The sequence below is a fragment of the Hydrogenophaga sp. genome (assembly GCF_030651625.1).
Taxonomy (GTDB): domain Bacteria; phylum Pseudomonadota; class Gammaproteobacteria; order Burkholderiales; family Burkholderiaceae_C; genus Hydrogenophaga.
Map to the genome: position 1 here is coordinate 1 of NZ_JAUSCF010000005.1, position 26,989 is coordinate 26,989.

The 26,989-nt window shown below is 65.2% G+C and carries 24 protein-coding genes; 9 read left to right on the top strand and 15 right to left on the bottom strand.

The window, feature by feature from the left end; translation table 11 throughout:
* Positions 1-421 precede the first annotated feature (421 nt).
* Positions 422-721: an antibiotic biosynthesis monooxygenase gene (locus Q7V46_RS01385; RefSeq protein ID WP_304911711.1), complete on the top strand. Its 300-nt coding sequence runs from the start codon at positions 422-424 to the stop codon at positions 719-721.
* 162 nt (positions 722-883) lie between these two features.
* Here the strand turns inward: Q7V46_RS01385 and rocF are convergent, their stop codons facing one another.
* The 7 genes from rocF to apaG all read right to left on the bottom strand — a co-directional run bounded on the left by rocF (position 884) and on the right by apaG (position 7,949).
* Complete coding sequence (gene rocF / locus Q7V46_RS01390) at positions 884-1,801, bottom strand: arginase (RefSeq protein WP_304911712.1); 918 nt, start codon at positions 1,799-1,801, stop codon at positions 884-886.
* A 25-nt stretch (positions 1,802-1,826) separates the two neighbouring features.
* Entirely contained in the window at positions 1,827-2,996 is a 1,170-nt protein-coding gene (locus Q7V46_RS01395; protein WP_304911713.1) for a DNA alkylation repair protein, read from the bottom strand.
* A 14-nt stretch (positions 2,997-3,010) separates the two neighbouring features.
* Positions 3,011-3,508 carry a CinA family protein gene (locus Q7V46_RS01400; protein ID WP_304911714.1) on the bottom strand — a complete coding sequence of 166 codons (498 nt, stop codon included), beginning with the start codon at positions 3,506-3,508 and terminating at the stop codon, positions 3,011-3,013.
* 82 nt (positions 3,509-3,590) lie between these two features.
* Complete coding sequence (locus Q7V46_RS01405) at positions 3,591-4,127, bottom strand: phosphatidylglycerophosphatase A (RefSeq protein WP_304911715.1); 537 nt, start codon at positions 4,125-4,127, stop codon at positions 3,591-3,593.
* Between the two features lie 50 nt (positions 4,128-4,177).
* Positions 4,178-5,200, bottom strand: coding sequence for a thiamine-phosphate kinase (thiL, locus tag Q7V46_RS01410; RefSeq protein ID WP_304911716.1), 1,023 nt, complete (start codon positions 5,198-5,200; stop codon positions 4,178-4,180).
* Positions 5,197-7,473 (bottom strand): site-specific recombinase, encoded by a 2,277-nt coding sequence (locus Q7V46_RS01415; protein ID WP_304911717.1) that lies wholly within the window; start codon positions 7,471-7,473, stop codon positions 5,197-5,199. The genes thiL and Q7V46_RS01415 overlap by 4 nt, the downstream gene beginning before the upstream one ends.
* 74 nt (positions 7,474-7,547) lie before the next feature.
* On the bottom strand, positions 7,548-7,949 hold the full coding sequence (apaG, locus tag Q7V46_RS01420; RefSeq protein ID WP_304911718.1) for a Co2+/Mg2+ efflux protein ApaG: 402 nt from the start codon (positions 7,947-7,949) through the stop codon (positions 7,548-7,550).
* 110 nt (positions 7,950-8,059) lie between these two features.
* On the opposite strand from apaG, the gene rpe reads away from it, so the two are divergent.
* Positions 8,060-8,743: a ribulose-phosphate 3-epimerase gene (gene rpe, locus Q7V46_RS01425; RefSeq protein ID WP_304911719.1), complete on the top strand. Its 684-nt coding sequence runs from the start codon at positions 8,060-8,062 to the stop codon at positions 8,741-8,743.
* A gap of 134 nt (positions 8,744-8,877) precedes the next feature.
* Positions 8,878-9,603: a phosphoglycolate phosphatase gene (gene gph, locus Q7V46_RS01430; protein ID WP_304911720.1), complete on the top strand. Its 726-nt coding sequence runs from the start codon at positions 8,878-8,880 to the stop codon at positions 9,601-9,603.
* 24 nt (positions 9,604-9,627) lie between these two features.
* Here the strand turns inward: gph and Q7V46_RS01435 are convergent, their stop codons facing one another.
* Together Q7V46_RS01435 and Q7V46_RS01440 are read right to left on the bottom strand one after the other, a co-directional pair.
* The gene (locus tag Q7V46_RS01435; RefSeq protein WP_304911721.1) at positions 9,628-10,122 is read right to left on the bottom strand and encodes a hypothetical protein; all 495 of its coding nucleotides are present in this window, start codon (positions 10,120-10,122) and stop codon (positions 9,628-9,630) included.
* Positions 10,119-12,191, bottom strand: a complete 2,073-nt coding sequence (locus tag Q7V46_RS01440) for an ATP-dependent helicase (RefSeq protein ID WP_304911722.1) — start codon at positions 12,189-12,191, stop codon at positions 10,119-10,121. The genes Q7V46_RS01435 and Q7V46_RS01440 overlap by 4 nt, the downstream gene beginning before the upstream one ends.
* Before the next feature lie 98 nt (positions 12,192-12,289).
* Here Q7V46_RS01440 and Q7V46_RS01445 point away from each other — a divergent pair, with 98 nt between their 5' ends.
* On the top strand, positions 12,290-13,252 hold the full coding sequence (locus tag Q7V46_RS01445) for an AEC family transporter (RefSeq protein WP_304911723.1): 963 nt from the start codon (positions 12,290-12,292) through the stop codon (positions 13,250-13,252).
* Positions 13,253-13,497: 245 nt separating this feature from the next.
* Positions 13,498-15,711: a catalase/peroxidase HPI gene (katG, locus tag Q7V46_RS01450; RefSeq protein ID WP_304911724.1), complete on the top strand. Its 2,214-nt coding sequence runs from the start codon at positions 13,498-13,500 to the stop codon at positions 15,709-15,711.
* Between the two features lie 105 nt (positions 15,712-15,816).
* Here the strand turns inward: katG and Q7V46_RS01455 are convergent, their stop codons facing one another.
* Entirely contained in the window at positions 15,817-16,794 is a 978-nt protein-coding gene (locus Q7V46_RS01455; protein WP_304911725.1) for an MBL fold metallo-hydrolase, read from the bottom strand.
* Between the two features lie 132 nt (positions 16,795-16,926).
* Here Q7V46_RS01455 and Q7V46_RS01460 point away from each other — a divergent pair, with 132 nt between their 5' ends.
* Both Q7V46_RS01460 and Q7V46_RS01465 read left to right on the top strand, forming a co-directional pair.
* Positions 16,927-17,427: a GAF domain-containing protein gene (locus tag Q7V46_RS01460; protein ID WP_304911726.1), complete on the top strand. Its 501-nt coding sequence runs from the start codon at positions 16,927-16,929 to the stop codon at positions 17,425-17,427.
* Positions 17,424-17,837 (top strand): hypothetical protein, encoded by a 414-nt coding sequence (locus tag Q7V46_RS01465; protein ID WP_304911727.1) that lies wholly within the window; start codon positions 17,424-17,426, stop codon positions 17,835-17,837. The genes Q7V46_RS01460 and Q7V46_RS01465 overlap by 4 nt, the downstream gene beginning before the upstream one ends.
* Before the next feature lie 24 nt (positions 17,838-17,861).
* On the opposite strand, the gene priA is transcribed toward Q7V46_RS01465, so the two are convergent.
* The 4 genes from priA to Q7V46_RS01485 form a co-directional block, all read right to left on the bottom strand.
* Positions 17,862-20,123, bottom strand: coding sequence for a primosomal protein N' (gene priA, locus Q7V46_RS01470; protein ID WP_304911728.1), 2,262 nt, complete (start codon positions 20,121-20,123; stop codon positions 17,862-17,864).
* Positions 20,124-20,524: 401 nt separating this feature from the next.
* On the bottom strand, positions 20,525-21,628 hold the full coding sequence (gene hemE / locus Q7V46_RS01475) for a uroporphyrinogen decarboxylase (protein ID WP_304911729.1): 1,104 nt from the start codon (positions 21,626-21,628) through the stop codon (positions 20,525-20,527).
* A gap of 127 nt (positions 21,629-21,755) precedes the next feature.
* Positions 21,756-22,487, bottom strand: a complete 732-nt coding sequence (locus Q7V46_RS01480) for a DUF6639 family protein (RefSeq protein WP_304911730.1) — start codon at positions 22,485-22,487, stop codon at positions 21,756-21,758.
* A 75-nt stretch (positions 22,488-22,562) separates the two neighbouring features.
* Positions 22,563-22,940, bottom strand: a complete 378-nt coding sequence (locus Q7V46_RS01485; protein WP_304911731.1) for a hypothetical protein — start codon at positions 22,938-22,940, stop codon at positions 22,563-22,565.
* A 249-nt stretch (positions 22,941-23,189) separates the two neighbouring features.
* Between Q7V46_RS01485 and Q7V46_RS01490 the strand changes: the two genes are divergently transcribed.
* Positions 23,190-24,287, top strand: a complete 1,098-nt coding sequence (locus Q7V46_RS01490; RefSeq protein ID WP_304911732.1) for an enolase C-terminal domain-like protein — start codon at positions 23,190-23,192, stop codon at positions 24,285-24,287.
* A 47-nt stretch (positions 24,288-24,334) separates the two neighbouring features.
* Here Q7V46_RS01490 and Q7V46_RS01495 read toward each other — a convergent pair whose 3' ends face one another.
* A complete protein-coding gene (locus tag Q7V46_RS01495) occupies positions 24,335-24,934 on the bottom strand; it encodes a chalcone isomerase family protein (RefSeq protein WP_304911733.1) in 600 nt (199 codons plus the stop codon).
* Between the two features lie 390 nt (positions 24,935-25,324).
* On the opposite strand from Q7V46_RS01495, the gene trpE reads away from it, so the two are divergent.
* Positions 25,325-26,839, top strand: a complete 1,515-nt coding sequence (gene trpE, locus Q7V46_RS01500; protein WP_304911734.1) for an anthranilate synthase component I — start codon at positions 25,325-25,327, stop codon at positions 26,837-26,839.
* Positions 26,840-26,989: the final 150 nt, after the last annotated feature.

Here is a 26,989-nt window from a genome sequence, read left to right on the forward strand (position 1 = left end):
GCAGTCTCCTTGGAGAAAGAATGACAAGTGTTGGGGTGGATATTCCCGCCAGCCGCGTTGGCTTGCTCAAAGATCGGCGCTACCGATACCCGGTGCCGCTCAGTTCCTTATCGACGCTGGAAGGCGGGGTGGGGGCAATCTTCGCCAGTCGGTCAGTGCCGTTAGCCGGTATTTCAGGCCCTCCACCCCAACACCTCAACCATACAAGCCGGTTCCACGGCATCTCTGGACGAACACCGCTCGCCGGAAAGACTGTCGGAGAAACAGGCCCGACCATTCTGCGGTAGTCTTGCGTTCCTCTCAACACACCATCCCGGCGCGCCGTTCCCATCAAGGGATGCCGTGGAGCTGGCTTTGCCAGTCCACAGGCTTCGCCCCCCTGAGGGGGGTGACGCGAAGCGGCGCGGGGGGCTTCATCACCATGATTCTTGAACACGCCGACATCCGCATCGATCCTGCTCAGGCTGCCGCCTTTGAAGAAGCGATTCAACGGGGGGCCACCACCGTGATCGCAAACGCTCAGGGTTTCCAGGGTTACAAGGTCAACCGCAGTATCGAGAGCCCGGGTCGCTACATCCTGATGATCTACTGGGACACGCTGGAGGATCACACTGTGGGATTCCGACAGTCGCCTGCGTTCGCCGACTGGCGCGCGATCGTGGGCGCCTTCTTTGCGCAGCCACCGGTGGTGGAACATCTGGAACTGGTGAGCAAGAGTTGACCCTCCCCGTCGTGCAGCACACGACCCCCTGAAAGGGGCACGGACTCTGATGAGTGAAACTTTTCCGAAGCACGCGGACCGATCAAGTGATGCCGTGGAACCGGCTTTGCCCGGCCACAGGGCATCGCCCCGTGGGGGGTGACACGAAGCGGCGCGAGGGGTCTATTTCTTCCTCATCAGCGTCGACTTGCCAAACAGGCTTTCAATCAGGTCTACCGCCAGTTCGGCGGTCTTGTTTCGCACATCCAGCGCCGGATTGAGCTCCATCACATCCAGTGACGAGAGCCTGCCGGTGTCGGCGATCATTTCCATGCACAGCTGGGCTTCCCGGTAGGTGGGGCCACCGGGCACCGTGGTGCCCACGCCGGGGGCGATTTCGGGGTCGAGGAAATCCACGTCAAAACTCACGTGCAGGTGGGTGTTCTCGTCGATACCTTTCAGCGCCTGCTCCATGGTGTGGCGCATGCCCATCTCGTCGATGTAGCGCATGTCGAAGACCTCCAGCCCCGCCTCATGCACCAGGCGTTTTTCCCCGGCATCCACGCTGCGGATGCCGATTTGGCGCACCACGTCGGCGCTGATCGCCGGTGTGGTGCCGCCAATGCCGGTGAGCTCGTCGGGGCCATGACCGCACAGCAGCGCTACCGGCATGCCGTGGATGTTGCCGCTGGGGGTGAGGGTTGCGGTGTTGTAGTCGGCGTGCGCGTCGAGCCACAGCACCCGCAATTTCTTACCGCCATCGCGGCAGTGACGGGCCACCGCGCTGATGGAGCCCAGTCCGAGACAGTGGTCGCCACCGAGCACGATGGGCAGGCGGCCCAGCACCAGTTCGGCATACACCGCGTCGTGCAGGCTGGCGTTCCAGACCACCACCTCGGGCAGGTGGCGGTAGCCGTCCACCGGGGGTTGCCAGGGGTTGGATGGGCCGGCGAGGTTGCCTCGATCCTCCACCTCCACACCGTGGCTCCTCAGCACCTCGGCCAGACCGGCCACGCGCAGGGCCTCGGGCCCCATGGAGGCGCCGCGGGCGCCGGCGCCGATGTCGGTGGGCGCGCCGATCAGGCTGATGGGTTGGGGCATGGCGAATTCCTTCTGCAAGTGGCGATCAGCTGTCCGGCATGTCGGACAGCAATTCGAATTCGGCTCTGGCGCAGGCCCGGCCATTGATCAGCAGATCGATCTGGTGCAGGCCCGGGTAGAGGCGGCGGGTGGTCACCGGGCGCAGCGAATGGCGTTTGCTCAGCGTGCGGCTTTCGTCAGGTGCGAGGCTGAGCTTCCAGCCCTTGAACACCTTGGGAGACCGCGTGCCGTTGGCCCGCACATGATGAACCGCGTAGTCGATCACCAGGCTTTGCGCGGCGCTTGCGTCGGTTTTGAGCGATACGCTGAGGTCGATGCTTTCGCCCATGGCCACGAGGGTTTTCGAGAGCGCCAGCCTGGCCTGACCCTGCAAGCCCTGGCCCAAGCCCCAGGCACTCAGGGTGGGCGCATGCCCTTGTTTGATCAGGGTGCGGCTGGCGTGGCGCAGCAGCGCGATCCGGTCGTCGCTGGCACCGCGCAGATGCTCGACCACCCAGCCGGCCACCAGATCGGGATGGTCCTTTGCGATGTCGTTGAGGTGGTTGGCCACGCTGCGGCGCACGTAGGCGCTGGTGTCGTTCTGAAGCGCGCGCAACAGCGGCAGGGTGGGGGTTGGATTTTGAACCAGCGCCTGCAGGCGCAGCCCCCAGGGCAGTCGTGGCCGGCTGCCCTCGCTCACCAGCCGGCGCACGTGCGCGCTGGGGTCATGCACCCAGCCAGCGAGTGTGGTCAGCGTGACCTGCGGCGCATGCTGGAGGAACGGACGAATGGCGAGCTCTGCCGTGAAGCGTTGCGTGATCGCATGCAGGCAGGCCAGTGCGCGTGGCACATGGTCCAGCCCGCGCCGTGCCACGAACTCGCCCGCTGACCACAACACCCAACCCGAGAGACCCAGCCGGCCCGCATCGCCGCGACCCGAGGCCAGGTTGACCGGTTCTCCGGCAGCGTCCAGTTCCATGGCTGGCGCCAGGCTGGCTTCCAGCACCGCACACGCGGCGTCGAAGTCAGCGGGCAGTGTGGCTTCGAGCGCGTCGGCCACCTGCATGGCACGGGCCTTGAATTCCAGTTCCTCCAGTCCGTTGCGCGCCTTCGATTGAAACAGCCGGCGATCGAACGCCGGCCACACCCTCTGCAGGTGTTCACCCGCCAGCGAAACAGTGCCTGGATGGATGAGGTTCTTGAAGGCTTCGGCCATGGCAATGCCTTCGTTCAGGCCATGGAAGGCGGCAGGCGTTGCAGCAACCCGGCCAACGCGTGCGCCACCGCGGCCTGCCGCACAGCGGAGCGGTCGCCCTGGAAACGCTGGAGTTCGGTGAACACACCCTCAGGCGTGGCCCAGCCAAACCAGACCGTGCCCACCGGCTTCTGTGCTGTGCCGCCAGTGGGACCGGCCACGCCGGTCACCGCGACCGCCAACTGGGCCTTTGAACGGGCCACCGCACCTGCCGCCATGGCTCGCGCCACCGGCTCACTGACCGCGCCGTGCACATCGATCAGCTCGGCCGGCACACCCAGCAAATCGCTCTTGGCGGCGTTGGAGTAAGTGACAAACCCGCGATCGAACCAGTCGCTGGAGCCGCTGAGTTCGGTACAGGCACCCGCGACAAGGCCACCGGTGCAGCTCTCGGCTGTGGCCAGCCTCAGCCCGCGTGTCTTGAGTTCCGAAGCGAGTGTCTGCAGCAGTGTTTCTAAAGGGACATTGACCATTTCAGTTGTTCGTCGCGCGGGGGCGCAAAACGCCTTGCATGAAGAAGCGACCATCCAGACGCGAAGCGACGCGGGGGGTCATCTAGAACCTCCAGACGGCGATGACCAGCAAGGTGCAAAGGGCCGCGGCAAAGTCGTCCAGCATGATGCCGAAGCCGCCCCGCGGTCCGAAGCCCTTGAAGGCCCGGTCGGCCCAGGCCATGGGACCGAACTTGACTGAGTCGAACAGGCGGAACAGCGCGAACGCCAACAACTGGCCCCAGAAACCGGTGGGCATCACCAGCCAAAGCACCAGCCAGAAGGCGATGATCTCGTCGATCACGATGTGACCGGAATCGGCAATGCGCATGTGCTGCGCCGTCACCGTGCTGGCCCACCAGCCCACCAGCGTGCCCACACCAATCAGCACCGCCCAGCCGGTATCGTTCAGCCACGGTTGCAGCAGCAGAAACACCGCCCACGCCCACAAGGTGCCCACCGTGCCGGGGGCAGTCCGCGGCAGGCCGGAACCCGCACCCAGCGCGATGAAATGGGCCGGGTGGGACACCGTGAAGGCCCAGGTGGGGTGAAGGAGCGCGGGGGTTGCGTTGGGTTCGGCGGCCATCGAAGCATCGGTCATTGGCGCATTATCAATGCCCCATCGCAGAGGGCGGGGTTGCTCTTTGGTTGTCAACCGAAGTGGTCGAAGCCGCGCGTGGGAACTGCGCGGCGCTGCCCATCCGCCGGCACCGCCCACAAACCGGGGGCGGCCGTGAGGCACCCGATGCGCGTGACCGGTGTGGCACTGTCGAGAGCGGCCGCTTCAATGGCCTCGCGTTTGTCTGGCGCGGCGGTGAACAGCAGTTCGTAGTCGTCGCCGCCGTGCAGCAGGCAGTCTTCCTGCTGCGCTGGCGGCAGGCGTTGCAATGCGGGCGCAACCGGCAGCGAACCCAGCTGGATTTCCGCACCCAAGTCGCTGGCGCTCAGGATGTGGCCCAGATCACCAGCCAGCCCGTCGCTCACATCGATGGCGGCATGGGCCAGGCCAGCCAGCGCCTGCCCCAGCGCCAGCCGGGGCGTGGGGCGGTCGAGGCGTTGGCCCAGATCGGGCAGGGTCTGCAGTGCGTCAGAGCCAAGGGCTTGCAATGCCCAGGGCTCCCCGCGCAGCAAGGCCAATGCCAGCCGCGCCTCGCCTGTGCGGCCGCTCAGATAGAGGTCATCACCGGCCCGCGCTGCGTCGCGCCGCAGGGCGTGGCCAGGGTGCAGTTCGCCGAACACAGTGATGCAGATGTTGAGCGGGCCGCGTGTGGTGTCGCCGCCCACGAGGGGGCAGGCGTGAGCATCGGCCAGTGCAAACAGGCCGCCGGCGAACGCAGCCAGCCAGGGATCGTTGGCATCAGGCAGTGCCAGCGCGAGCGTGAAGCCCAGCGGCCGAGCGCCCATGGCAGCGAGGTCGCTCAGGTTGACGGCCAGCGCCTTGTGCCCAAGCGCCACCGGGTCGGTACCGGGCAGAAAGTGGCGGCCTTCGACCAGCATGTCGGTGGAAATTGCGAGTTGGTGACCCGCGCGGGGCGCCATCAGGGCGCAGTCGTCGCCAATGCCCAGCGCCACGCCGGGCGTGCGGGGGTGGCCAGGGCGCTGGAAATGCCGGCGAATCAGGTCGAATTCACCCGCCGGGCGTGAGGCTTCAGAGAGCGGGGCGGGTGCATTCATGGCGTCATTGGGCCGGCGTCACGCGGCCCGTTCTTGGGGTCGATGCCGCTTGTCGGTTCATCTTTGTCAAGGTCTGGTGCTGCCATGGCCTGCGAGGCAGGAAGGGGCTGGGCCGGCCAGTCCCATGGGTCTTCGCCGGGTTTCAGGGCATCCGCCGAACGCTCCAGAAACGCCTCGGCCCAGCGCCGGCTTTCTTCGTCCATGGTGTCGCGCTGCGCGTCGGGCGACCAGGCGGCTTCGATGTCGCTCACGTCTTCGGCAGGCGCTGGTGCTTCGGTGCGCGGGGGCAGGAAGAAGCCCAGCGGGTGGCTGCGAAGGCGGCGACGCAGGGCCAGGTGGATCAGGCTTCGGTTCACGTCGCTGATGCCTTGGGCCTTCAATGCCAGCCGGTAGGCAAGGTAGAAGCTGAAGATCAGGTTCAGCGGGCCGACCACCGCCACGCCGGCGGCGGCCCACCAGAAGCCGGGGTCGGCCAGCACGACCGGACCCACGGCGATGGCAGCGGCCGCCAGCTGCCCTGCCGCCAGCGTGACGTGGCGGATATCGAGCCCCAGACCGAAAAAATGCGCAAACGCCGGCACCAGTCCCAGCAAGAAACCCAGCGAGACGTTGGCCGCCAGACCAGAGATGTTGTCGCGAAAGAACCGTGCCCAGCGTGCCGCGCGTACCGTGCCCAGCAAGCGCGTGATACGGGGGTTGTGGCGGATGGCCGAGTCCAGCCGGTAGTACACGAACCAGTTTTCCACCCATCCGGCAATGATGCTGGAGGCGAACAGCAGCACGCCGGTGAAGGCCGCAAAGAAGGCGGTCGGCCCCAGCAGGTGCAGCGAGTGCATCACGTAAGCAGCTTGCTCGGGCCCGATCATGTGGCTGCCGGTGGCCAGCGCAAGGACAACGCTGATGGCCAGCACCACTGGCACCACCAGTCCCACGTTGCCCAGGATGGCCGCAATCTGCGAGCGGAACAGGTGGGCCACTTCGTCCACGAAACGGCGCACCGCCCCGGGCTGCTGGATGTGCCTGAGTTTGGCGACCATGGCCGGAGCGGTCACCGCCGGCTGTTTGGTGGCCACAGTGAAGTGCAGCAGCTGGATCAGCACAAACGACAGGGCGTAGTTCAGGCCCGCAGCGAACCCCGCCCAGAAGGCCGAGAGCGCCAGCAGGCCCAGCCCGAACTTGGCCCAGGTGGTCAGACCCAGCAGGGCGCCGCCACCGGCGGCCATGCGCAGCATCTGTCGGTACTCGGTGGCGTTGCGGGTGATGTAGCGTTCGCCGGTTTCGGCACTGCGTTCGGCCACCTTGGCGGCGGTGAGGCCGGCGCTGTGGGCCACCAGCGCGCGGATGCTCCGGTTGTCGTGCCCGAGCTGCGCCAGGTCGGCCAGCAGCGCGGCGGTGGCGCGCTCGGGTTTGTCGGAAAGCATGCAGTCCAGCAGTTGCTGGATGCGCACAATGCGCTCGGCCAGTTGGCGCAGGCGGAACACGATGCCCACCGACACGCCATGTTCCTCCAGGTGCGCGTAAACCGACTCGGCCGCCACCCGGCACACGTCGAGTTGCAGGCGCAGCTTGTCGGCTTCATGGCGCGCCTGGCCGCTTCGTGATCCATGGCGCTGGGCGCTGCGGCGCAGTGCCTCCATCTGCACCGGCAGGGCGTGAAAGGCCCGGCGGGCGCGGTCTTCATGGCTCATGCGACTCCGGATTTCACTGGAGAAACCGGTGGCGCTGACCTGGCCGACGCAGAACACCAGCGCATCGAGCAACGCAACCTGCCAGTGCGTCGGCGCTGCGGCCTCTGTGCGCTCCGGGTGAGGCGAGACTGGCGCGCCGGGTTCGGGCGGACTCAGCAACAGGCTGCGAATGTCCTGCAGCGTGCGCGAGTCGAGGGCCTGCAGCCAGCGCACATCGAAGCGGCTGGTCAAAAGCAGGCCGAACAGGTCGGTGATGTCGCTGGTTTCGGGTGTGCCGGGTAGCAGCTTGCGGCGCAGGCGATGACCCAGTTCACTCAGGAAGGCGGTACGTGGCGCAAAACCGAAGTCGGCCAGCAGGGGGGTGATGTCCACCGTCTGCACGAAGCGCCGCCACCAGCGGTGCCAGCGCGCCAGTTGCGCGGGTTGTTCCTGCAGTGCGACCAGCAGTTGCCGCACCCGGCCCACGCAGGCCTGCGGATCTTCGGCTTCGCCGCGCACCCAGCGCAGCGCATCCATCAGCCAGAGGTGGCGGATGGCCAGCGGCGCGTCAGGGTCCAGCGTATCGAGCAGATCGGACAGCGTCATCGGTGAAAGAAACAGAAGAAGGCCTTGCGCCGCAGGCCATCACGGAAGACGCGGTCAGGAGCAGGCTCCCAGGCTCAGTGCAGCACGCGACCGGCGCCGTCGCCCGCATCGCTGGCATCGGCGATCAGGGTGAATCCGTCCACTGGCGACTCGAATCGCTCGCCGTCTTCCGCGACGCAAAAAAAACTGCCGCGCATGCTGCCTTTGGGCGTTTTCAGACGCGTGCCGCTGGTGTACTGAAACGATTCACCGGGCCGCAGCAGAGGCTGGTGGCCCACCACGCCCAGGCCCTTGACTTCTTCTGTGTGGCCATGGGCGTCGTCGATGATCCAGTGCCGGGAGATCAGTTGCGCCGTCACGTCACCCGTGTTGGTGATGGTGATGGTGTACGCAAAAGCGTACAGGTCCTCATCGGGCGTGGACTGCTCGCTCAGGTACTGGGGCTCCACTTCGCAAGTGAACTGGTATTTCGACATGGGCGGGATGTTACCCCGCGGCAGGGCCATTCGCATGTCAAAGGGCATGTCAAAGGCCAACAGCCTGCCAAAATGCAGACTTGTTTCAAGAACCACCGTTGCGGGCACCCATGACCACCACCTTCCGTATCGCGCCATCCATCCTGTCCGCCGACTTCGCCCGCCTGGGTGAAGAAGTGAAGAACGTCATCGCAGCCGGTGCCGACTGGATTCACTTCGACGTGATGGACAACCACTACGTGCCCAACCTCACTTTCGGCCCCATGATCTGCCAGGCGCTCAAGCCGCATGCGGTGCAGGCCGACGGAACACCGGTGCCGATCGACGTGCACCTGATGATCCAGCCGGTGGACGCCCTGGCGGGGGCCTTCATCGACGCGGGCGCCGACCTGGTGAGCTTTCATCCGGATGCGAGCGCTCACGTGCACCGCAGCGTGCAGGCCATCAAGGCACGGGGCTGCAAGGCGGGTCTCACCTTCAACCCGGCACAACCGCTTGACGTGCTCGACTGGACCATCGACGACATCGACCTGATCCTCATCATGAGCGTGAACCCCGGATTTGGCGGTCAAAGCTTCATCGATTCGGCCCTGCGCAAGATCGAAGACGCACGCAAGCGCATCGAAGCCAGCGGACGCGACATCCGCCTGGAGGTGGACGGTGGCATCAAGGCCGACAACATCCGCCGCGTGGCCGATGCGGGCGCCGACACCTTCGTGGCTGGCAGCGCAATTTTTGGCAAGCCGGACTACAGGGCGGTCATTGATCAGATGAAGGCTGCGCTGGCGCGCTGACCCAACCCCCCGCGCCGCTTCGCGTCACCCCCCAAGGGGGGCGCACCATACGGCCCGGCGAAGCCGGTTCCGCTGGTGCCCTTGATGAGGCACGCGCTCCGGTAAGTTCACGTCTTCTTTTTCTGGGTTTTTTCATGCGGCTTTCAGGTATTTCTGCGGTCATCGTTGATCTCGACGGCACCATGGTCGACACCATGGGTGACTTCGAAGTGGCGCTCAATCACACGCTGGGTGATCTGGGGTTGCCGCCGGTGCAGCGGGCGCTGATCGAGCGCACGGTGGGCAAGGGTTCGGAGCATCTGGTGCGCAGCGTGTTGACGCACCAGTTGGCCCTGCCCGAGGTGGCCGGATCGCGCAGCGTGGCGCTCACCTGGCCGCAGGCACAGCTGTTTGAGCTCGCCCTGGAGCGCTATCAGCAGCATTACCGGTTCACGAATGGCCAGTACGCCGATGTGTATCCCGGCGTGGCCGAGGGTTTGCAGGACTTGCGTTCGGCGGGTTTTCCAATCGCCTGCCTGACCAACAAGCCGTTGTCGTTCGCCCGAGCGCTGCTGGAGATCAAGGGGCTTGATGGTCACTTTGTTCATGTGTTCGGCGGCGACAGTTTCGATCGCAAAAAGCCCGACCCGCTGCCGCTGCTCAAGACCTGTGAAGCGCTGGGCACGGCGCCTACGCAAACGCTGATGGTCGGCGATTCACAGAACGACGCCCTGGCGGCGCGAGCCGCAGGCTGCCCTGTCGCTTTGGTCACCTACGGCTACAACCACGGTGAACCCATTGCGCAGGCACCGCACGACCTGCTGGTGGACTCGCTGGCCGACATTGCGACGGCATTGCAGGAGCAAGCCAATGCGGCGTGAAAAAAGCTGAGCGCCTGAGGATGTCTACTGCCAGCCCGGCACCTTGCTCAACTCGAAGTTCAGCGGGACTTCGCTGGCCGGGCGTCCTTCGGCAGGGCGGCGCGTGCCTTGAAGCCGGCGGCCGCAATCGACCGGGTTCACGAACGCGTTCCACACCGCGCTGATGGCCACGCCGTCTTCGGATTCGTCGAGCTGGAATTCACCGTCGGTGGCGTCGCCCGACAACAGGGTCTGGCCGGGTGACGTGCTGGCGCTCAGTCGCCCGCGCACACTGCCCGGGAATTCCGGGTGGCGTTCAAAGTGCGCCGTGCCGGTGGCCACGGGGTTGGTCCTTGTGCCGTCCACTGGCCACAGCAGCAGCGACCATTGGCCGTAGAGCTGCGCCGGTTCCAGCTGGACGCCCTGGCAGGCGGCGGGCGCTGGCGCGGTGCTGGTCTGGGCCAAGACGAGCCCGACGGTGCCGCCGGCAAGGGCCCAGGCACAAGCCAGCGCCCAGCGGGGATGAAGAGGCGATGTCATGGTGTCTCGGCGGCTTTCAAGGCCGCCTGTTCGGTGGCGCGCTGGGCGAACTCCGCACGCAGGGCGCGCAGTTTCTCGCGCGGATCTTCGCGCACGGTGGCTTCGTCCAGCGCCATTTCCTTGATGAAGCGGCTGGCCTGGCCGGGCACACTTTCTCGGCCCTTCTTGCGGCGCTTGAGCCAGCTCACGGCCAGCGTGCGCTGCGCGCGGGTGATGCCCACGTACATCAAGCGGCGCTCTTCCTGCAGGCGCTGCGCCAGGCTCTCGGCGCTGGCGTCTCGGTTGCTCTCTTCGTCCATCTTGAATGGCAGCAGGCCTTCGTTCACGCCCACCAGCATCACATGCGGCCACTCCAGGCCCTTGGAGGCATGCAGGGTGGAGAGCGTGACCACGTTCTGGTCCTGTTCGCGCTCACTGAGTGTGGAGAGCAGCGCAATGGTCTGGACCACCTCCAGCAGCGATTTCCGCTCGGTCTCGACCTGCACCCCGGCTTCATCCTCGATCTTGCCGCCACAGCGCCCGGCGACCCAGTCGCAGAAGTCCATCACGTTGGTCCAGCGCACCGCGGCCACCTTCTCGTTGTCTTCGCTGTCGTACAGGTGCTTCTCGTAGGCAATATCCTTGAGCCATTCGGTCAGAAAAGCGCGTGCCGCTTCGTGGCCCACGGTGTGGCGGGCGCGGTATTCCAGGTCGTTCACAGCACGGCCGAATTCGTGCAACGTGGCCACCGCGCGCGCGGGCAGGGCGGTGCCCAGCGAGTGCGAAAACAGGGCTTCAAACAGGCTCAGCTTGTACTGCGTGGCGAAGTTGCCCAGCTGCTGCAGCGTGGTGTGGCCAATGCCCCGCTTGGGCGTGGTGGCCGAGCGCAGAAACGCCGGGTCGTCGTCGTTGTTGACCAGCAGGCGCAGCCAGGCGCACAGGTCGCGAATTTCGGCCTTGTCGAAGAAGCTCTGGCCGCCCGAGACCTTGTACGGAATCTGTGCTCGGCGCAGCGACTGCTCGAACGGGCGCGCCATGTGGTTGGCGCGGTAGAGGATGGCGAAGTCGCGAAACTCCTTGTGCTGTGAACTGGCCCGCAGGCTCTGAATGCGCGCCACCGCGCGCTCGGCTTCGTGCTCTTCGTTGTCGGCGTCGACCACGCGCACCGGCTCGCCTTCGCCCAGATCGCTCCACAGCGTCTTGGGAAACAGCTTGGGGTTGGGCCCGATCACGTTGTTCGCCGCGCGAAGGATGGCGCTGGTGGAGCGGTAGTTCTGCTCCAGCTTGATGACCTTGAGCTCGGGGAAGTCCTGCGGCAGACGCTTGAGGTTGTCCAGCGTGGCGCCGCGCCAGCCGTAGATGCTCTGGTCGTCGTCGCCCACGGCGGTGAAGCGCGCGCGTTCGCCCACGAGCAGCTTCAGCAGTTCGTACTGCGTGGCGTTGGTGTCCTGGTATTCATCCACCAGCACATGGCCCATCTTTTTCTGCCAACGCTCGCGCACATCGAGATGTTCCGTCAGCAGTTTGAGTGGCAGGCTGATCAGGTCGTCGAAGTCCACGCTCTGGTAGGCGGTGAGGCGTTCTTCGTAGCGCGCCATGATGGTGGCGGTCACGCGCTCGTTTTCGTCCTTGGCCTGTCCCAGTGCCTGGGCCGCTGTGAGCCCAGCGCTCTTCAGAGCACTGATGGCCCACTGCCAGCCGCGCGCGGTGTTGGCGTCGGTTGTGCCGCCGCAGTCTTTCAGCAGGCTGGTGATGTCATCGGTGTCCAGGATGCTGAACTGCTTCTTGAGTCCCAGCGCCTCACCATCCTCACGCAGCAGGCGCACACCCAGCGCGTGGAAAGTGCAGATCAGCACCTTCTTCGCGTCACGGCCCACCAGCTGCTTGGCGCGTTCGCGCATCTCGGCGGCCGCCTTGTTGGTGAAGGTGATGGCCGCGATGCGGTCGGCCGCCAGCCCGGCCTGGATGAGCCGTCCGATCTTGTGGGTGATCACCCGCGTTTTGCCCGATCCCGCGCCGGCCAGCACCAGGCAGGGTCCGCCCAGGTGGTTCACGGCTTCAAGTTGGGCAAGGTTCAGGCCGTGGGACATGGGTGGCAGAGGCGCGCAGGCGGGGCAAAGCGGTTGATGATACCGACCCGGCACCTGTCCGGAAGTGGGTGGGGCCGTTGCTGAGACAATCTTCCACCGTGCTCACTGTCCTCCTCGTCACTTTTCCCTTCTTTGCGCTCGTGCTGGCCGGCTTCGTGGCCGCGCACCGGCGCATGCTGCCGCTGGAGGCCATTCCCGGCCTCAATGGCTTCGTGCTGTATTTCGCTCTGCCCGCCTTGCTCTACCGCTTCGGCTCCACCACGCCGATCGCCCAACTGCTCGATGCATCGGTCGCCGGGGTGTACGCGTTGTGTGCGCTGGTGATGGTGGCCTTTGCGGTGGCCATGTCGCTGAACAAACGCATCCGCTGGAATGACGCATCCATGGGTGCGCTGGTGGCGGCTTTTCCGAACACCGGCTTCATGGGCGTGCCGCTGTTGGCGGCTTTGCTGGGGCCGGCCAGCGCGGGACCGATCATCCTGCTCATTTTTGTCGACATGATCGTCACCAGCTCCCTGTGTGTGGCACTGTCCCGGCTGGACGAAGGCGAAGGCCACGGCGGACGGGCCATGCTGGATGCCGGAAAGAAGGCGCTTCGCGGGGTTGCGGCCAACCCCATGCCATGGGCCATCCTGCTGGGCGCTGCAGCATCGGCGCTGGAGTACAAGCTGCCCCTGCCCGTGGAGCAGACGGTATGGCTGCTCGCCGACGCGGCTTCGCCGGTGGCGCTGTTCACCATTGGCGCGGTGCTGGCCCGCGCGCAGATCCAGGCCAACCACCCCATGCCCGTGTCCGACTACCTGCCGGTGACGCTGATGAAGCTGGTGCTGCATCCGCTGCTGGTGCTGGGTGTGGGCACGGCCGCCATCCAGCTGGGTGTGCCTCTGGAGCCATTTGCACTGACTGTGATGGTGCTGGTTTCTGCGCTGCCCAGTGCCAGCAATGTGTCGCTGCTGGCCGAACGCCTGGGCGCCGACAACGGGCGCATCGCCCGCATCATTCTGGTGACCACCGCCGTGTCGTTCCTCACTTTCTCGGGCGCTGTCTCGCTCCTGACCTGAACGACCCCGAGTGGCCCCAACCTCTGCCATGCTGCGCTGCCGCATTGGAATGCGCTATTACTTTGATTCAACCAATTGAATCGACAAGCCGCGACAGAACTTCTAAAGTGTCTTTTCCTCACCCAGGGAGCACTGCCATGAAGTCGACATGTTCAACCAGCACGCTCAAGGCGCATTGGCTGGAGATCTGGGCCATCATGGCCGAAGCATTCTGAATTCCGTTCACGCCACACAAGGAGATAACGATGAGCAATCCCACCGCTGAAGCCCAGTGCCCCTTTCACGCCTCTGGCGGCGCCCGCGCCACGCACGGCACCCAGTCCAACGCCGCCTGGTGGCCCAATCAGCTGAATTTGTCCATCCTGCACCAGCATCAGCCAGTCTCCAACCCGATGGACCCGGACTTCGACTACGCCGAAGCGTTCAAGAAGCTCGACTTCGCTGCACTGAAGAAGGACATGGTCGCCCTGATGACCGATTCGCAGGACTGGTGGCCGGCCGACTACGGCCACTACGGCGGCCTGTTCATCCGCATGTCCTGGCACGCTGCCGGCACCTACCGCACGGCCGACGGCCGGGGTGGTGCGAGCACCGGCAACCACCGCTTCGCGCCGCTCAACAGCTGGCCCGACAACGGCAACCTGGACAAAGCCCGACGTCTGCTGTGGCCCCTGAAGCAGAAATACGGCAATGCCATTTCCTGGGCCGACCTGTTCGTACTGGCCGGCAACGTGGCCATGGAATCCATGGGCTTCAAGACTTTCGGCTTTGGTGGCGGACGGGCGGACATCTACGCACCCGAAGAGGACGTGTACTGGGGCGCCGAAACCGAATGGCTGGCCACCAGCGACAAGCCCAACAGCCGCTACAGCGGTGATCGGGTGCTGGAGAACCCGCTGGCGGCGGTGCAGATGGGTCTGATCTACGTCAACCCCCAGGGCCCGGACGGCAACCCCGACCCCGTGCTGTCGGGCAAGGACGTGCGCGAGACCTTCGCCCGCATGGCCATGAACGACTACGAGACCGTGGCGCTGGTGGCCGGCGGCCACACCTTTGGCAAAATGCATGGCGCGGGTGATCCGGCGCTGGTGGGCCCCGAGCCCGAAGGTGCACCCCTGGAAGAGATGGGTTTCGGCTGGATCAACAAGCACGGCACCGGCAAAGGTGGCGACGCGACCACCAGCGGCTTCGAAGGCGCCTGGAAACCCAACCCCACCCAGTGGGACATGGGCTATTTCAAGGTGCTGTTCAAGTACGACTACGAGCAGGTCAAGAGCCCGGCCGGCGCCATCCAGTGGCGCGCCAAGGACGTGGCGCCCGAGGACATGATCCCCGACGCGCACGACCCGAGCAAGAAACACCCGCCGCACATGACCACGGCCGACCTCTCGCTCAAATTCGATCCGGCCTACGAGAAGATTTCGCGCCACTTTGCGGCCAACCCCGACGAGTTTGCCGACGCCTACGCCCGCGCCTGGTTCAAGCTGACCCACCGCGACATGGGACCGAAGAGCCTTTACCTCGGCCCTGAAGTGCCGGCCGAAGACCTGATCTGGCAAGACCCGGTACCCGCGGTGGACCACCCGCTGATCGATGCCGGTGACGTGGCCGCGCTCAAGGCCAAAGTGCTGGCCGCGGACCTGTCGGTGTCGGAGCTGGTCTCGACCGCCTGGGCGTCGGCCTCCACCTTCCGCGGTAGCGACAAGCGCGGTGGCGCCAACGGCGCGCGCATCCGCCTGGTACCGCAGAAGGACTGGGAAGTCAACCAGCCGGCGCAGCTGACCAAGGTGCTGGCGGCGTTGGAAAAGGTCCGCGCCGACTTCAATGCCGGTGCAAGCGGCGGCAAGAAGGTGTCTCTGGCCGACCTGATCGTGCTCGCTGGTGACGCCGCCGTGGAATCGGCTGCGAAGGCCGCTGGCCACAGCCTGGCGCTGCCCTTCACCCCGGGCCGCACCGACGCCACGCAGGAGCAGACCGACGCGGATTCCTTCGATGTGCTGGAGCCGGTGGCCGACGGCTTCCGCAATTTCCGCAAGACCGCCTACACCGTGTCGCCCGAAGAAATGCTGCTCGACAAGGCGCAGTTGCTCACGCTCAGCGCGCCCGAAATGACGGTGCTGGTCGGTGGTCTGCGCGTGCTCGGCAACAATGTGGGCGGCTCGAAACATGGTGTCTTCACACAGCGCGTGGGTCAGCTCACCAACGACTTCTTCGTCAACCTGGTGGACATGTCCACCCAGTGGAAGCCCGCTGGCGACAACGCCTATGAGGGCCGCGACCGCAAGAGCGGCGCGGTGAAATGGACCGCCACCCGCGTGGACCTGGCCTTCGGGTCCAACTCGCAGCTGCGTGCCCTGGCCGAGGTCTATGCCCAGAACGACGGCAAGGCCAAGTTCGTCAAAGACTTTGCCGCCGCCTGGACCAAGGTGATGAACCTGGACCGTTTCGACGTGAAGTGAACGGCCTCAACACCGGGGACCTGCAGTCCCCGGCCAGACTAAAGCCCTGCCGGTCCGCCTGCAGGGCTTTTTTGCTCTGGAGCGCCGTGGTCGACAGGGTGTGCTTCAGCGACCCTTGCCCAGCGCCTCCTGCTCCAGCAGCAGGTAGGTGTTGTAGGCGTTCATGCGGTTGGCGAAGTTGAACATCGGCGTGGACGCGAAGGCGCTCCAGTCGGTGGTGGCGTAGGCTTCCTCGAACGGCACGAAATCTTCCACCGCGCGGGCCATGGTGCTGCGCAGGTGCTTGAGGTAGTCGCGCGTCAGGCCGATGTCCTTGCGCGGCTCGGACGATACGGCTCCGTGCCCGGGCACCACCGCAGCGGTGTCAAAGGCGAGCACGCGCTCCAGCGAACGGATCCACTGGCTGCTGTCGGCCATGCCCACGAACGGCAGCCGGCCGTTGAAAAACAGGTCGCCAGCGAACAGCACGCGTTCGGATGGCACGTAGACGATGAGGTCCTCTGGCGTGTGCGAAGGCCCCACATGGTCCACTTCGAACACCACGCCCCCCACCTTGAACGAGGTGGGTCCGTCGATCCACAGGTCGGCGTCGACGATGCGCGTTTTGTCATCGATCCAGGGCGCCAGGTCGGTGCGAGAGGCTTCCAGGCGCAACTTTGCCGTGTCCGACTGGATATAGGCAAGCGCCGAACGGTGGGCCACGATCTGCGCCCCTTGGTCCTTGAAGTGCTGCAGGCCGTAGATGTGGTCGGCGTGGTAGTGGGTGACGATGACGTGCGTGATGGGCAGGGGTGTGATCTGGCGGATCGCGCCGCTCAGCCGCTCGGCCAGCCGGGGTGAACCCAGCGCGTCCACCACCACCACACCCGTCGGCGTGACCACGAAGCCGGCGTTGCTGATGAAATTCTGGTTCTTCGGCGAACCCAGCTGCGACAGGCCTTGCACGTAGTAGGTGTTTGGTGTCACCCGCGCAGCCTGCATGGGGGGCTCTGGATCTGCGGCATGGGACGGGGCTGTGCAGGCAAGGGCGAGGCTCAAGGCCAGGCTCAAGGCCTTGAAGGTGCGTAAGGTGGCGTGGCGCATGGGCGTGTCTCCTGTTGGAATGTCGTGCGTTTTTCTGCTTATATCGCAATTCGCTTATGTAAGGTTTTGACCCGACTCACGTTTTGCATATTCGTGCCGATAAAACTCGGCAGAGACCTTGCGGAGAAATCCATGACCGTTGCCCCATTGCCGCGAAACGAAGCCAGGCGCCTGGACGCGCTGCGTTCGTTGCTGATTCTCGACACACCGCCCGAGGAACGCTTCGACCGCATCTCGGCCTTCGCAGCGAAGGAGTTTGACGTGCCGATCGCGCTGGTGTCGCTGGTGGACCGGGACCGCCAGTGGTTCAAGTCGAATTTTGGTCTGGAGGTCTGCGAGACGCCGCGCGACGTCTCGTTCTGCAGCCATGCCATTCTCAAGCCGGAGCCGCTGGTCGTGCCCGACGCGCTGCGCGACCCGCGGTTTGCCGACAACCCCCTGGTGACCGGCCACCCGTTCATCCGTTTCTACGCGGGCGCCGGCCTGCGCCTTCCGTACGGCCAGGTGGTCGGAACACTGTGCGTCCTGGACCGGCGCCCGCGCGAGTTCGACCGGCTGGACGCGGCCATCCTGGGCGGCTTGCGCGATCTGGTGGTGGAAGAGCTGTACCGCCGCGAGGAGGCCGCCGCATGAACGCCCCCAAAGGCCCAACCCCCCGGATGGTCCTGCTCATCGAACCCGACGGGCTGGTGCGCGGCACCGTGGCCTCGGTGTGCCGCGACATGCAGATTGCGCGCGTGCGCCAGGAAACCAGCATCGCGTCGGCCGAGCTGTGGCTGCAGACCAGCCGCCCGCACGGCCTGCTGATTTCGCTGACCGAGGGCGCGGCGGCGCTGGACTTCCTGACCCGTCTGCGAGCCGGTGCGCTCCGCTGCGATGCCGCCCTGCCGGTGGCGGCCATGGCCCGCGGGGGTGACGCGGCGCTGGTGGCTCGCCTTAAAGAGCTGGACATGCGGCGCCTGCTGCTGCAGCCGTTCCGGCTGCGCGACGTGATTCACACGCTGGAGGGGCTCTGGACCGTGCGGGAAGCCATGGCGGCGTGATCCGCTTGGCCAGAGGCCGCGAACCTACACCACCAGCGGGTCCACATCCACCGCAAACCGCACCAGCCCGCGCGCCTCAGGCAGGCTGCGGCAGGCCAGCAGCACAGGCTGCCAGGCCGCCAGAAACCGCTGCAGCGCCGCTCGCGAATGGGCTTCCACCAGCAGTTGCGCGCGTTCCACGTTCGCCACGCGCTGGATGGTCAGTGGAACCGCCGGGTACAGGGTGATCTCGTCGCGGTGCGGCAGGGCGGCGCCCTGTTCAGCCGCTGCGTTCAGGAACGCCTGGGCGGCGGCCTGGGTGCGGGCGTCGGCGCGCAGCAGGGCCTGGAAACCGAAGGGTGGCATGGCCGCCGATTCGCGTTCGGCCAGTTGCCCGGCGGCAAAGCCAGGGAAGTCGTGCCTCTTCAGGCTGTCGAACAGCGGGTGTTGCGGGTACCACGTCTGCACCCACATCTCGCTGGCGGCGCTCTGGGTGGCGTCGCGCCCGGCGCGGCCAGCCGCCTGCATCAGCAGCGCAAACAGCCGCTCGGATGCGCGGTGGTCGCTGGCGAACAGGGCACTGTCGGCGTTCACGCTGGCCACCAGGGTGATGCGCCGGAAATCGTGCCCCTTGGCGATCATCTGCGTACCCACCAGCACATCCACTTCGCCACTGTGCAGGGCCGCCAGTTGCACTTCCAGGCTGCCTTTGAGGCGGGTGGAGTCGGCGTCCATGCGCGCCACGCGGGCCGGGCCGCCGTCGACCCGTTTCACGTCCGCGAGCAGGCTGGTCAGATGTTCCTCCACCTGCTCGGTGCCCCGGCCTACCGGAGAAATGTCCAGGTTGCCGCAGTCCGGGCAGGCTCGTGGCACGCGCTCGGCGAATCCGCAGTGGTGGCAGCGCAGCGTGCGATCCAGTTTGTGAAACACACGGTAGGCGCTGCAATGGGGGCAGCCGCTCTTCCAGCCGCAGGCGTGGCAGGCCAGCACCGGCGCATAACCACGGCGGTTCAGCAACACCAGACATTGCTCCCCCCGCCCAATGCGTTCGGCCATGGCCGACAGCAGGGGTGGCGCCAGCACCGCGCCCTTGGGCTGGTGGTTCATGTCGACCAGCCGCAGGCGCGGCAGGCTGCCCCCGCCGATGCGACCCGGCATTTCCAGCCGCAGGTATCGGCCCTGATCGGCCGCGTGCCAGCTCTCCAGCGAAGGCGTGGCCGAACCCAGGATCACCTGACAGCGGGGTCGCGTGCCCTTCTCATCAGGGGATCGCCCCTGTTCGTGGAGCACCAGGCCTTCTCCCGGAGCGCCGGGTTTTGCACCCTCTCCCTCTGGTAGAGGGTGGGGGTGAGGGCCCTGGTGAAGGGGTGTCAAACCTGCCACCAATGCCTCCGACTCCACCTTCGCCCGGTACACCGCCAGGTCCCGCGCCGAATACCGCGCGCCGTCCTGGCTTTTGTAGCTGGGGTCGTGCTCCTCATCCACCACGATCAGCCGCAGGCCCGGCAGGCTGGCGAACACGGCCATGCGCGTGCCCAGCACGATGCGCGCCTGCCCGGTGTGCGCCGCCAGCCAGCTGGTCAGGCGCTGTGCCGGCGTCATGCCGCTGTGAAGGCAGACCACCGCCCCCGCGCCGAACAGCGGTTCAAACCGCTCGCGGAAGCGCGACTCCAGTTGCGGTGTCAGGTTGATCTCGGGCACCATCACCAGCGCTTGCGTGGGCGCTGCAGTGTCACTGCTCTGTTGAAGAACCCGCTGTGTTGCGCGCAGGTACACCTCGGTCTTGCCGCTGCCTGTGGCGCCGAAAAGCAGCACAGGCGCGCTGGCACCTTCCAGCGCAGCCAGCGCCTGGACCTGCTCCTCGCTCAGCGCTGGCAAAGCCGCAACGGGTGGCGTCTGCGGCACATGCGCTGCTTCGGGCCGGACCGCCGCCTTGGCCCGGCGCTTGAGCCGGCGCGCCAGCTGGCTGGCATCGAGCTCGCGCAACTGCGGCGGAAGGGCGGCCAGCGCCACCTCACCCGCACTGCGCTGGTAATAACGACCCGCAAAACCCACCAGCTGGCGCCAGCGCTCGTTGAGCGGCGGCAGACCCTCCAGCGGTCCCACCACCGCCTTGGTCTGGGCTTCGCTCAGACCGGCCGGTGGCTCGCCGGGGCAGTCCCACACCACGCCCAGCACCTCGCGGGACCCCAGCGGAACGCGCACCAGCGTGCCTGGCGCAAGCGACAACTCACTTCGGTAGGTGAGGCTTGCGCCGATTCCGCTGTGGGCCGGAGTGGCGACCACGACACTGGGCCAAAAAGCCATGTTTAGCGGGTCTTCCTCAGTTGCAATGGCGAAAAACGATGTAAGTCATTGATTTGACATGCGATACCAACCTGTCCAGAGTTTCTGTGGATAACTTTGTTGATAGATTGGTCTGGCACGCTCGGAGCCCTTCAAAATCAACGGTTTGCTTAAACTGCTTAGAAAAAAAGCAGAAATCTAAATTCAATGAAATCAACGACTTAGCAAACTCTTCGAAGTGGAGAAGGGTTTTGTGGATGGCGCATTTTCATTGCGCACCGCAGCACAAAATTTGTGCATAAGTAAGCCCTGTCAAGTGTTACTTTGGGCGCCTTTTGTGCTATGGGCTCGCGCAAGGCCCGCATTTTCCAGTGGCCAGCGCCTGCTGAACGCCGTTCCGGCGAGCGACAGGAGCGGTGATGTCAGGCGCCTTTTCGCAGGCGACGCGAGTGCGTGTGTACTGCGTTCACCAGCGCCGTCACGTGCTCCGGCGGGGTGTACTGGCTGATGCCATGACCCAGGTTGAAGATGTGCGTGGCGCCTTCGCCTGGTCCCTGGTGCGGCGTGCCAAAGCTCTCCAGCACCCGGGCCACTTCAGCGTCGATCGCCTCGGGCGGGGCGAAGAGCACATTCGGGTCGATGTTGCCCTGCAGCGCCTTGCCGCCGGGACCTTCGCCCACCTGGGCGCGAGCCTTGCCCAGGTTCACCGTCCAGTCCAGGCCCAGCGCATGGCAGTCCAGGCCCTTCATGTCGTCCAGCCACAGGCCGCCACCCTTGGTGAAGACGATGCGCGGGATGGTGGCGCCCTCAAAACTGGGCTTGAGCTGGTCGAGCACGCGGCGTGTGTAGGCCAGGCTGAACTGCTGGAAATTGCCGTCGGCCAACACGCCACCCCAGCTGTCGAACACCATCACCGCCTGGGCGCCGGCTTCGATCTGCGTGTTCAGATAATTCGCCACGGCATCGGCGTTGATCGCCAGAATGCGGTGCATCAGGTCCGGCCGGCTGTACATCAGCGACTTCACCGCCCGATAGTCATCCGAGCCGCCACCTTCCACCATGTAACAGGCCAGCGTCCAGGGGCTGCCAGAAAAGCCGATCAGCGGGACCCGACCGTTCAAGGCCTTGCGGATGCTGGTGACCGCATCGAAGACATAGCGCAGCTTGGCCATGTCTGGCACGGCCAGCGCGGCCACATCAGCCTCCGTGCGCACCGTCTTTGCAAATTTGGGACCTTCGCCAATCGCAAACGACAGACCGAGGCCCATGGCGTCGGGCACGGTGAGGATGTCGGAGAACAGGATGGCCGCGTCCAGCGCGTAGCGCTCCAGCGGTTGCAGCGTCACCTCGGTGGCGTAGTCGGTGTTGGTGGCCAGCCCCATGAAACTGCCGGCCTTGGCGCGCGTGGCGCAGTATTCCGGCAGGTAGCGCCCGGCCTGGCGCATGAGCCACACGGGCGTGTGGTCGGTGGATTGGCGCAGGCAGGCGCGCAGGAAGGTGTCGTTCTGCAGGGGGGCGAAGGGCATGGGTTTGGAGTGTGGCGGTTGTCGATCGGTCGGGGCATTATCCCGTCTGAAGGGCCATGCCCGCGGCGGGAGTAACCCCAGAGGGTCTTTCTTCTCCGGGGGCCGGCCCTCTTGCCCGGAACGCCATTCAAGGCCCTTCCCAGGGCAACTCCTGGACGACCTGACCCGTGATGATCTCGCGCAGCCAGGCCGCCTTGTTGGTGCTTCTCAGGTAGTGGCGCCAGGCGTCCACGCCAAACTGGTTCGGGTTGACGATGTGGTTGATGTCGTTGATCTGCAAGGTGTTGACGAAACCCGTGCCCGGGAATTTCGCCAGCAGGCGTTCGCGCAGGACAGGATCCATCGTGGCGAACATCGCCACATACGCCACGTACTCGTGTGCCGCCACGGGCAATCCCGTGGGCTCCGCGTGGCAACCGACCACCGCATGGGCCATCTCGTGGGCCGCCGCAGACCGGTACAGCTCACGGTCCACCGGCACACGGAACCACTCGCCGCCCGCCTCGAACGTGTGGTAGCTCAGCAGCAGGATTTTTTTCGTCTCGCGCAGATAGCAGCCAACCGCCCGCCCACCCAGTTCGCCGGGCAGTTCCTCCACGATGTCCATCGCGGTGCTTGGTGGGGGATCGATGCCCATCCTGGCCAAGAACTGCAGGGCCCTCTCCACGCCCTCGCAAGCCATCTGGGCGTCGGCGTCGACGGCGGCCTGAATGACGACGCTGCCGCTCTGAGAGCAGCGTTTCAGGGCAGATTCAACTGGAGTGGACCCATCCGCAGGTGTGCTGGCGATGGCACCCGTGGCGGATGCGGCGACGCCGAGGGGCGCGCTGGTCACCGCACAGGCCAGCACCCAGGTCACGCCTGCGCGACAAAGCCCAAACCGTCTCAAAATGTGCCTTGTCAATCGTCCATCACGTCCATCACGCGCGGCATCTCAGGGAACGGCCACGTGCCAGACGCTCCGCAAGCCATTACCACCCTTGTCGCCGGGCTTGGCATCCGCGTACCACCGGTACAAGGGTCGCCCCTTGTGTGTCCACTGCAATTTGCCATCGTCGCGGGTGATCAGGGTGTACTCACCCTGCGACTTCGCATTGGCCTCGCCGTACAGCGGTGTCCACATGTTCAGGCACGCACCGGTGCAGGCGCTCTTGCCTGGCACGGTCGTGTCGTTGTCGAACACATAGAGGGTGATGCCGGTCTTGTCTGTCAGCACCCCATCGGTCACCATGGGCTGCGCCCATGAGAGCGATGCGGCACCCATCACCAGCGCGGCAAGAAGCAGTTTGGCCTGGAACCGAGAGGTTCGCATGTGATTCCCCGTTGGTTGAACACAGCGAAATTGTCTCGCCCTGGCGGCGGTGGAGGTTGCGCCAGATCAAGCATCACCATCGTCGCCGCGAGCCTGGTGCTGGCCGTCACGCCAGCCTGGGTCACTGGTGGGTTCTGGCGCGCCCAGGACATGTTGAAAAACGGGCCTTCGGTGGCGATAATGCGGAGTCAGTTTGGCGTGCGGCTGGCGTGATGAACGCCTCGTCCTTCTCCTTCAAGGAGCCCCCTCATGAACGCTTCTGGTCTGCTCACCGTCTCCGGCCTTGACGTGCGGGCGGTCCATGTGCCGATGCGGATTCCGCTGCAGACCAGCAGCGGCACTATTCACATTGCGCCGCTGGCGCTGATCGATCTCCACACCCAGCAAGGTGTGACTGGGCACACCTATCTTTTCTGCTACACGCCGCTCGTCCTCAGGCCGGTGTGCGACATGCTGAACAACCTGGAGCCGGTTCTTGAGGGCATGGCGGTGGCTCCGCTGGAGATCCACCGCTCGCTTCACGCCCGGTTTCGATTGCTGGGCACAAAAGGCATCGTCGGCATGGCGCTCGCGGGCATCGACATGGCGGCCTGGGATGCACTGGCTCGCGCCGAGGGTCAACCACTGGCGCGGGCTCTGGGAGCAGATTTGCTCGAGATTCCGGCTTACAACAGTTGCGGGCTGGGGCTGATAGGCGTTGACCAAGCGCCTGCCGAAGCGGTCTCGCTGGTCGCGGCGGGCTTTGCTGCCATCAAGGTTCGCCTGGGCTATGCGGATCTTCGAACCGACATTCAGGTGGTCAGGGCCGTGAAGGCGGCAACTGGCGACGGTGTGCAGCTCATGTCGGACTACAACCAGGCGCTTTCGGTGCCAGAGGCCGAACGCCGTGTTCGGGTCCTTGCCGATGAAGGTCTGTACTGGATAGAGGAGCCCTGCGCTGCTCACGACTATCCGGGCTACGCAAGGGTGAGAGAGGCGTCCACAAGCCCTGTCCAGATGGGTGAGAACTGGTGGGGGCCTGACGAAATGGCGATGTGTCTGAGATTCGGTGCCTCAGACCTCGGCATGCCGGACGCGATGAAGATCGGTGGAGTCACCGGCTGGCTGCAGGCTGCCGCCCTGGCTGAAGCCGCAGGCCTGCCGATTTCCACCCACCTGTTTCCAGAGGTCGGCGCCCACCTCATGGCTGCCTCCCCCACGCGCCACTGGCTGGAGTTCGTTGACTGGGCTTCGCCCATTCTGGCCGAGCCCCTTCAGATCAGAAACGGGAAGGCCCGCTTGTCCGATGCCCCCGGAACAGGTATCGAGTGGGACGAAACCGCCGTTCGCCGCTACCTTGTGCACTGACCTTTGAAGCTCGTGCGCCGGGCGGCTTGTACTTCAGGACATCTTTTTCAGGACGTTTTTCCCAGCAGCGCATCCTTGAGCTGCCAGTCCGCTGGCTTGTTCCCCAGCCAGATACGCATCAGCGCGTTGAAGAACTCGGGCTCCACGAAAGGGTCTCCTTCGACTTTGCCTTTGACGGTCAGCACGGTGCCGGTGCCAGGAATCCAGTCGAGCACAAAGGTCTCACCGGTTTGAAGACGTTTGTGGTCACTGAAAACCTGGCTCATGCGAAGCACCCCGGGAATCAGACGTGAAAACGCCCTGCGGTCCATGTTGTCTTCCATGCCTCTGGAAAACAGCTTGCCAAGCTCGCCTGAGTCGATGTCGCGCAACATGGTGATGGTCATGCGCTTGGGCCCAGGCGCTGCCATCACGGCTTCGGGGGTGGATGCCTTCTCGCTCAGGTAGAGCCCGGCGGTGTACACCTTGAACACCGCTTTGTACCGAACACCTGCGCCGTTGAGTTGCAGGTTGCTGTCTCCCACCGTCACACGGTCTTCCAGCTTGACGCCACTCACTTCAATGGTGGCGCTCATGGCGATGGCGGATGTCAGGAACAGGCCGAGAGACAGGGAGGCAGTGCGAAGCAGTCGGATCGGGTGGGACATGGCGCTCTCCAAAAAAACGAACGGTCGTTCGGAAATCAATATTCTCCAAGGCCCAGCCCTGTCAGGCAAGCGGGGCTTCCCCTGACAACGTGACGCTTTGCACGAGGTGGCCAATTGCATCGGTGCTTTGCTACACTCGTGGCACCATGTTCAACACACGCACATCTTTCACAGGTGGTCTGCCGCGCCGCAATGGCCGGGGAGCCTGGCCCTGGCGTAAGCCAGCGTAATTGTGCCCATCCCCCTGGGGCGCACAGTGAGGGTCACCAGCTTGGAGGTGCCCGCTGTTCGCCCTCTCCCACACCCGGTTGGTTGCACCGACCGGGACCCCAGGACAAACGGTTTCCCCTGAACTTATCCGGGTGGAGCCGACGGAGCGTCTGAACGAACATGATCACCGAACTGGAATTCAAGAGCCTGGCCCAGCAAGGCTACAACCGCATTCCGCTGATGGCCGAAGCCTTTGCGGATCTGGAAACACCGCTGTCGCTCTACCTCAAGCTGGCCCATGGCCGCGGCGATGGCAAGCACAGCTTTCTGCTGGAATCCGTGGTGGGTGGTGAGCGGTTTGGCCGTTACAGCTTCATCGGGCTGCCCGCGCGCACCCTGTTGCGCGCCAGCGGATTCGGCACAGAGGCCAGGACCGAGGTGGTGCGCGACGGTGAGGTGATTGAAACGAACCACGACAACCCGCTGGACTTCATCGCCGCCTATCAGCAGCGATTCAAGGTGGCGCTGAGGCCGGGTCTGCCGCGTTTCTGCGGCGGCCTGGCGGGCTACTTCGGCTACGACGCAGTGCGCTACATCGAAAAGAAGCTGGAAGCCACCTGCCCAACCGATACCCTGGGCTGCCCCGACATCCTGCTGCTCCAGTGCGAAGAACTCGCAGTGATCGACAACCTCTCGGGCAAGCTCTACCTCATCGTCTATGCAGACCCGAGCCAGCCAGAAGCCTATGCGAACGCCAAGAAGCGACTGCGCGAACTGCGCGAAGCGCTGAAGTATTCGGTGAGTGCACCCGTGGTCAAACCCAGCCAGAGCTTTCCGGCAGAGCGGGACTTTGCCAAGGCCGACTACCTGGCCGCTGTGGAGCGCGCCAAGGAGCTGATCGCCAACGGCGATTTCATGCAGGTGCAGGTGGGGCAGCGCATCAAGAAGCGCTACACCGAATCGCCGCTTTCTCTCTACCGGGCACTGCGTTCGCTGAACCCGTCGCCCTACATGTACTACTACCACTTTGGCGATTTTCATGTGGTGGGCGCTTCGCCAGAAATTCTGGTACGGCAGGAGAACACGGTCGATGGCACCAAGGTGACCATCCGTCCGCTGGCCGGCACACGCCCGCGTGGCGCCACGCCCGAAAGAGACAAAGCAACCGAGACCGAACTGGTCAACGACCCGAAGGAGCGGGCCGAGCATGTGATGCTCATCGACCTGGCCCGCAACGACATCGGACGCATCGCCCAGATCGGCAGCGTGAAAGTGACCGAGGCGTTTGCGGTGGAACGCTACAGCCATGTGATGCACATCGTGAGCAACGTGGAAGGGTTGCTCAATGAAGGCCCCGAAGGTCGCCCGCTTGGCAACATGGATGTGCTCAAGGCCACTTTCCCGGCTGGCACGCTGACCGGAGCCCCCAAGGTGCACGCCATGGAGCTGATCGACCAGCTGGAGCCCACCAAACGCGGGCTCTACGGTGGCGCCTGTGGCTACCTCAGCTATGCAGGTGACATGGACGTGGCCATCGCCATCCGCACCGGCATCATTAAGGACCAGATGCTCTACGTGCAGGCGGCCGCTGGCGTGGTGGCCGATTCCATACCCGAAATGGAATGGCGGGAAACCGAGCACAAGGCGCGCGCCTTGCTGCGCGCGGCGGAGCTGGTGGAGGAGGGCCTGGAATGAGCGCGAGCAAGATGAACGACGCCGGGCAGCCCCAAGGCGTTCAAGCCCCCTCGGGGGGCAGCGGACCTCGCGCAGCGGGGGAGCGTGGGGGTGTCAAAGCCATAAACGACGCCGGGCAGCCCCAAGGCGTTCAAGCCCCCTCGGGGGGCA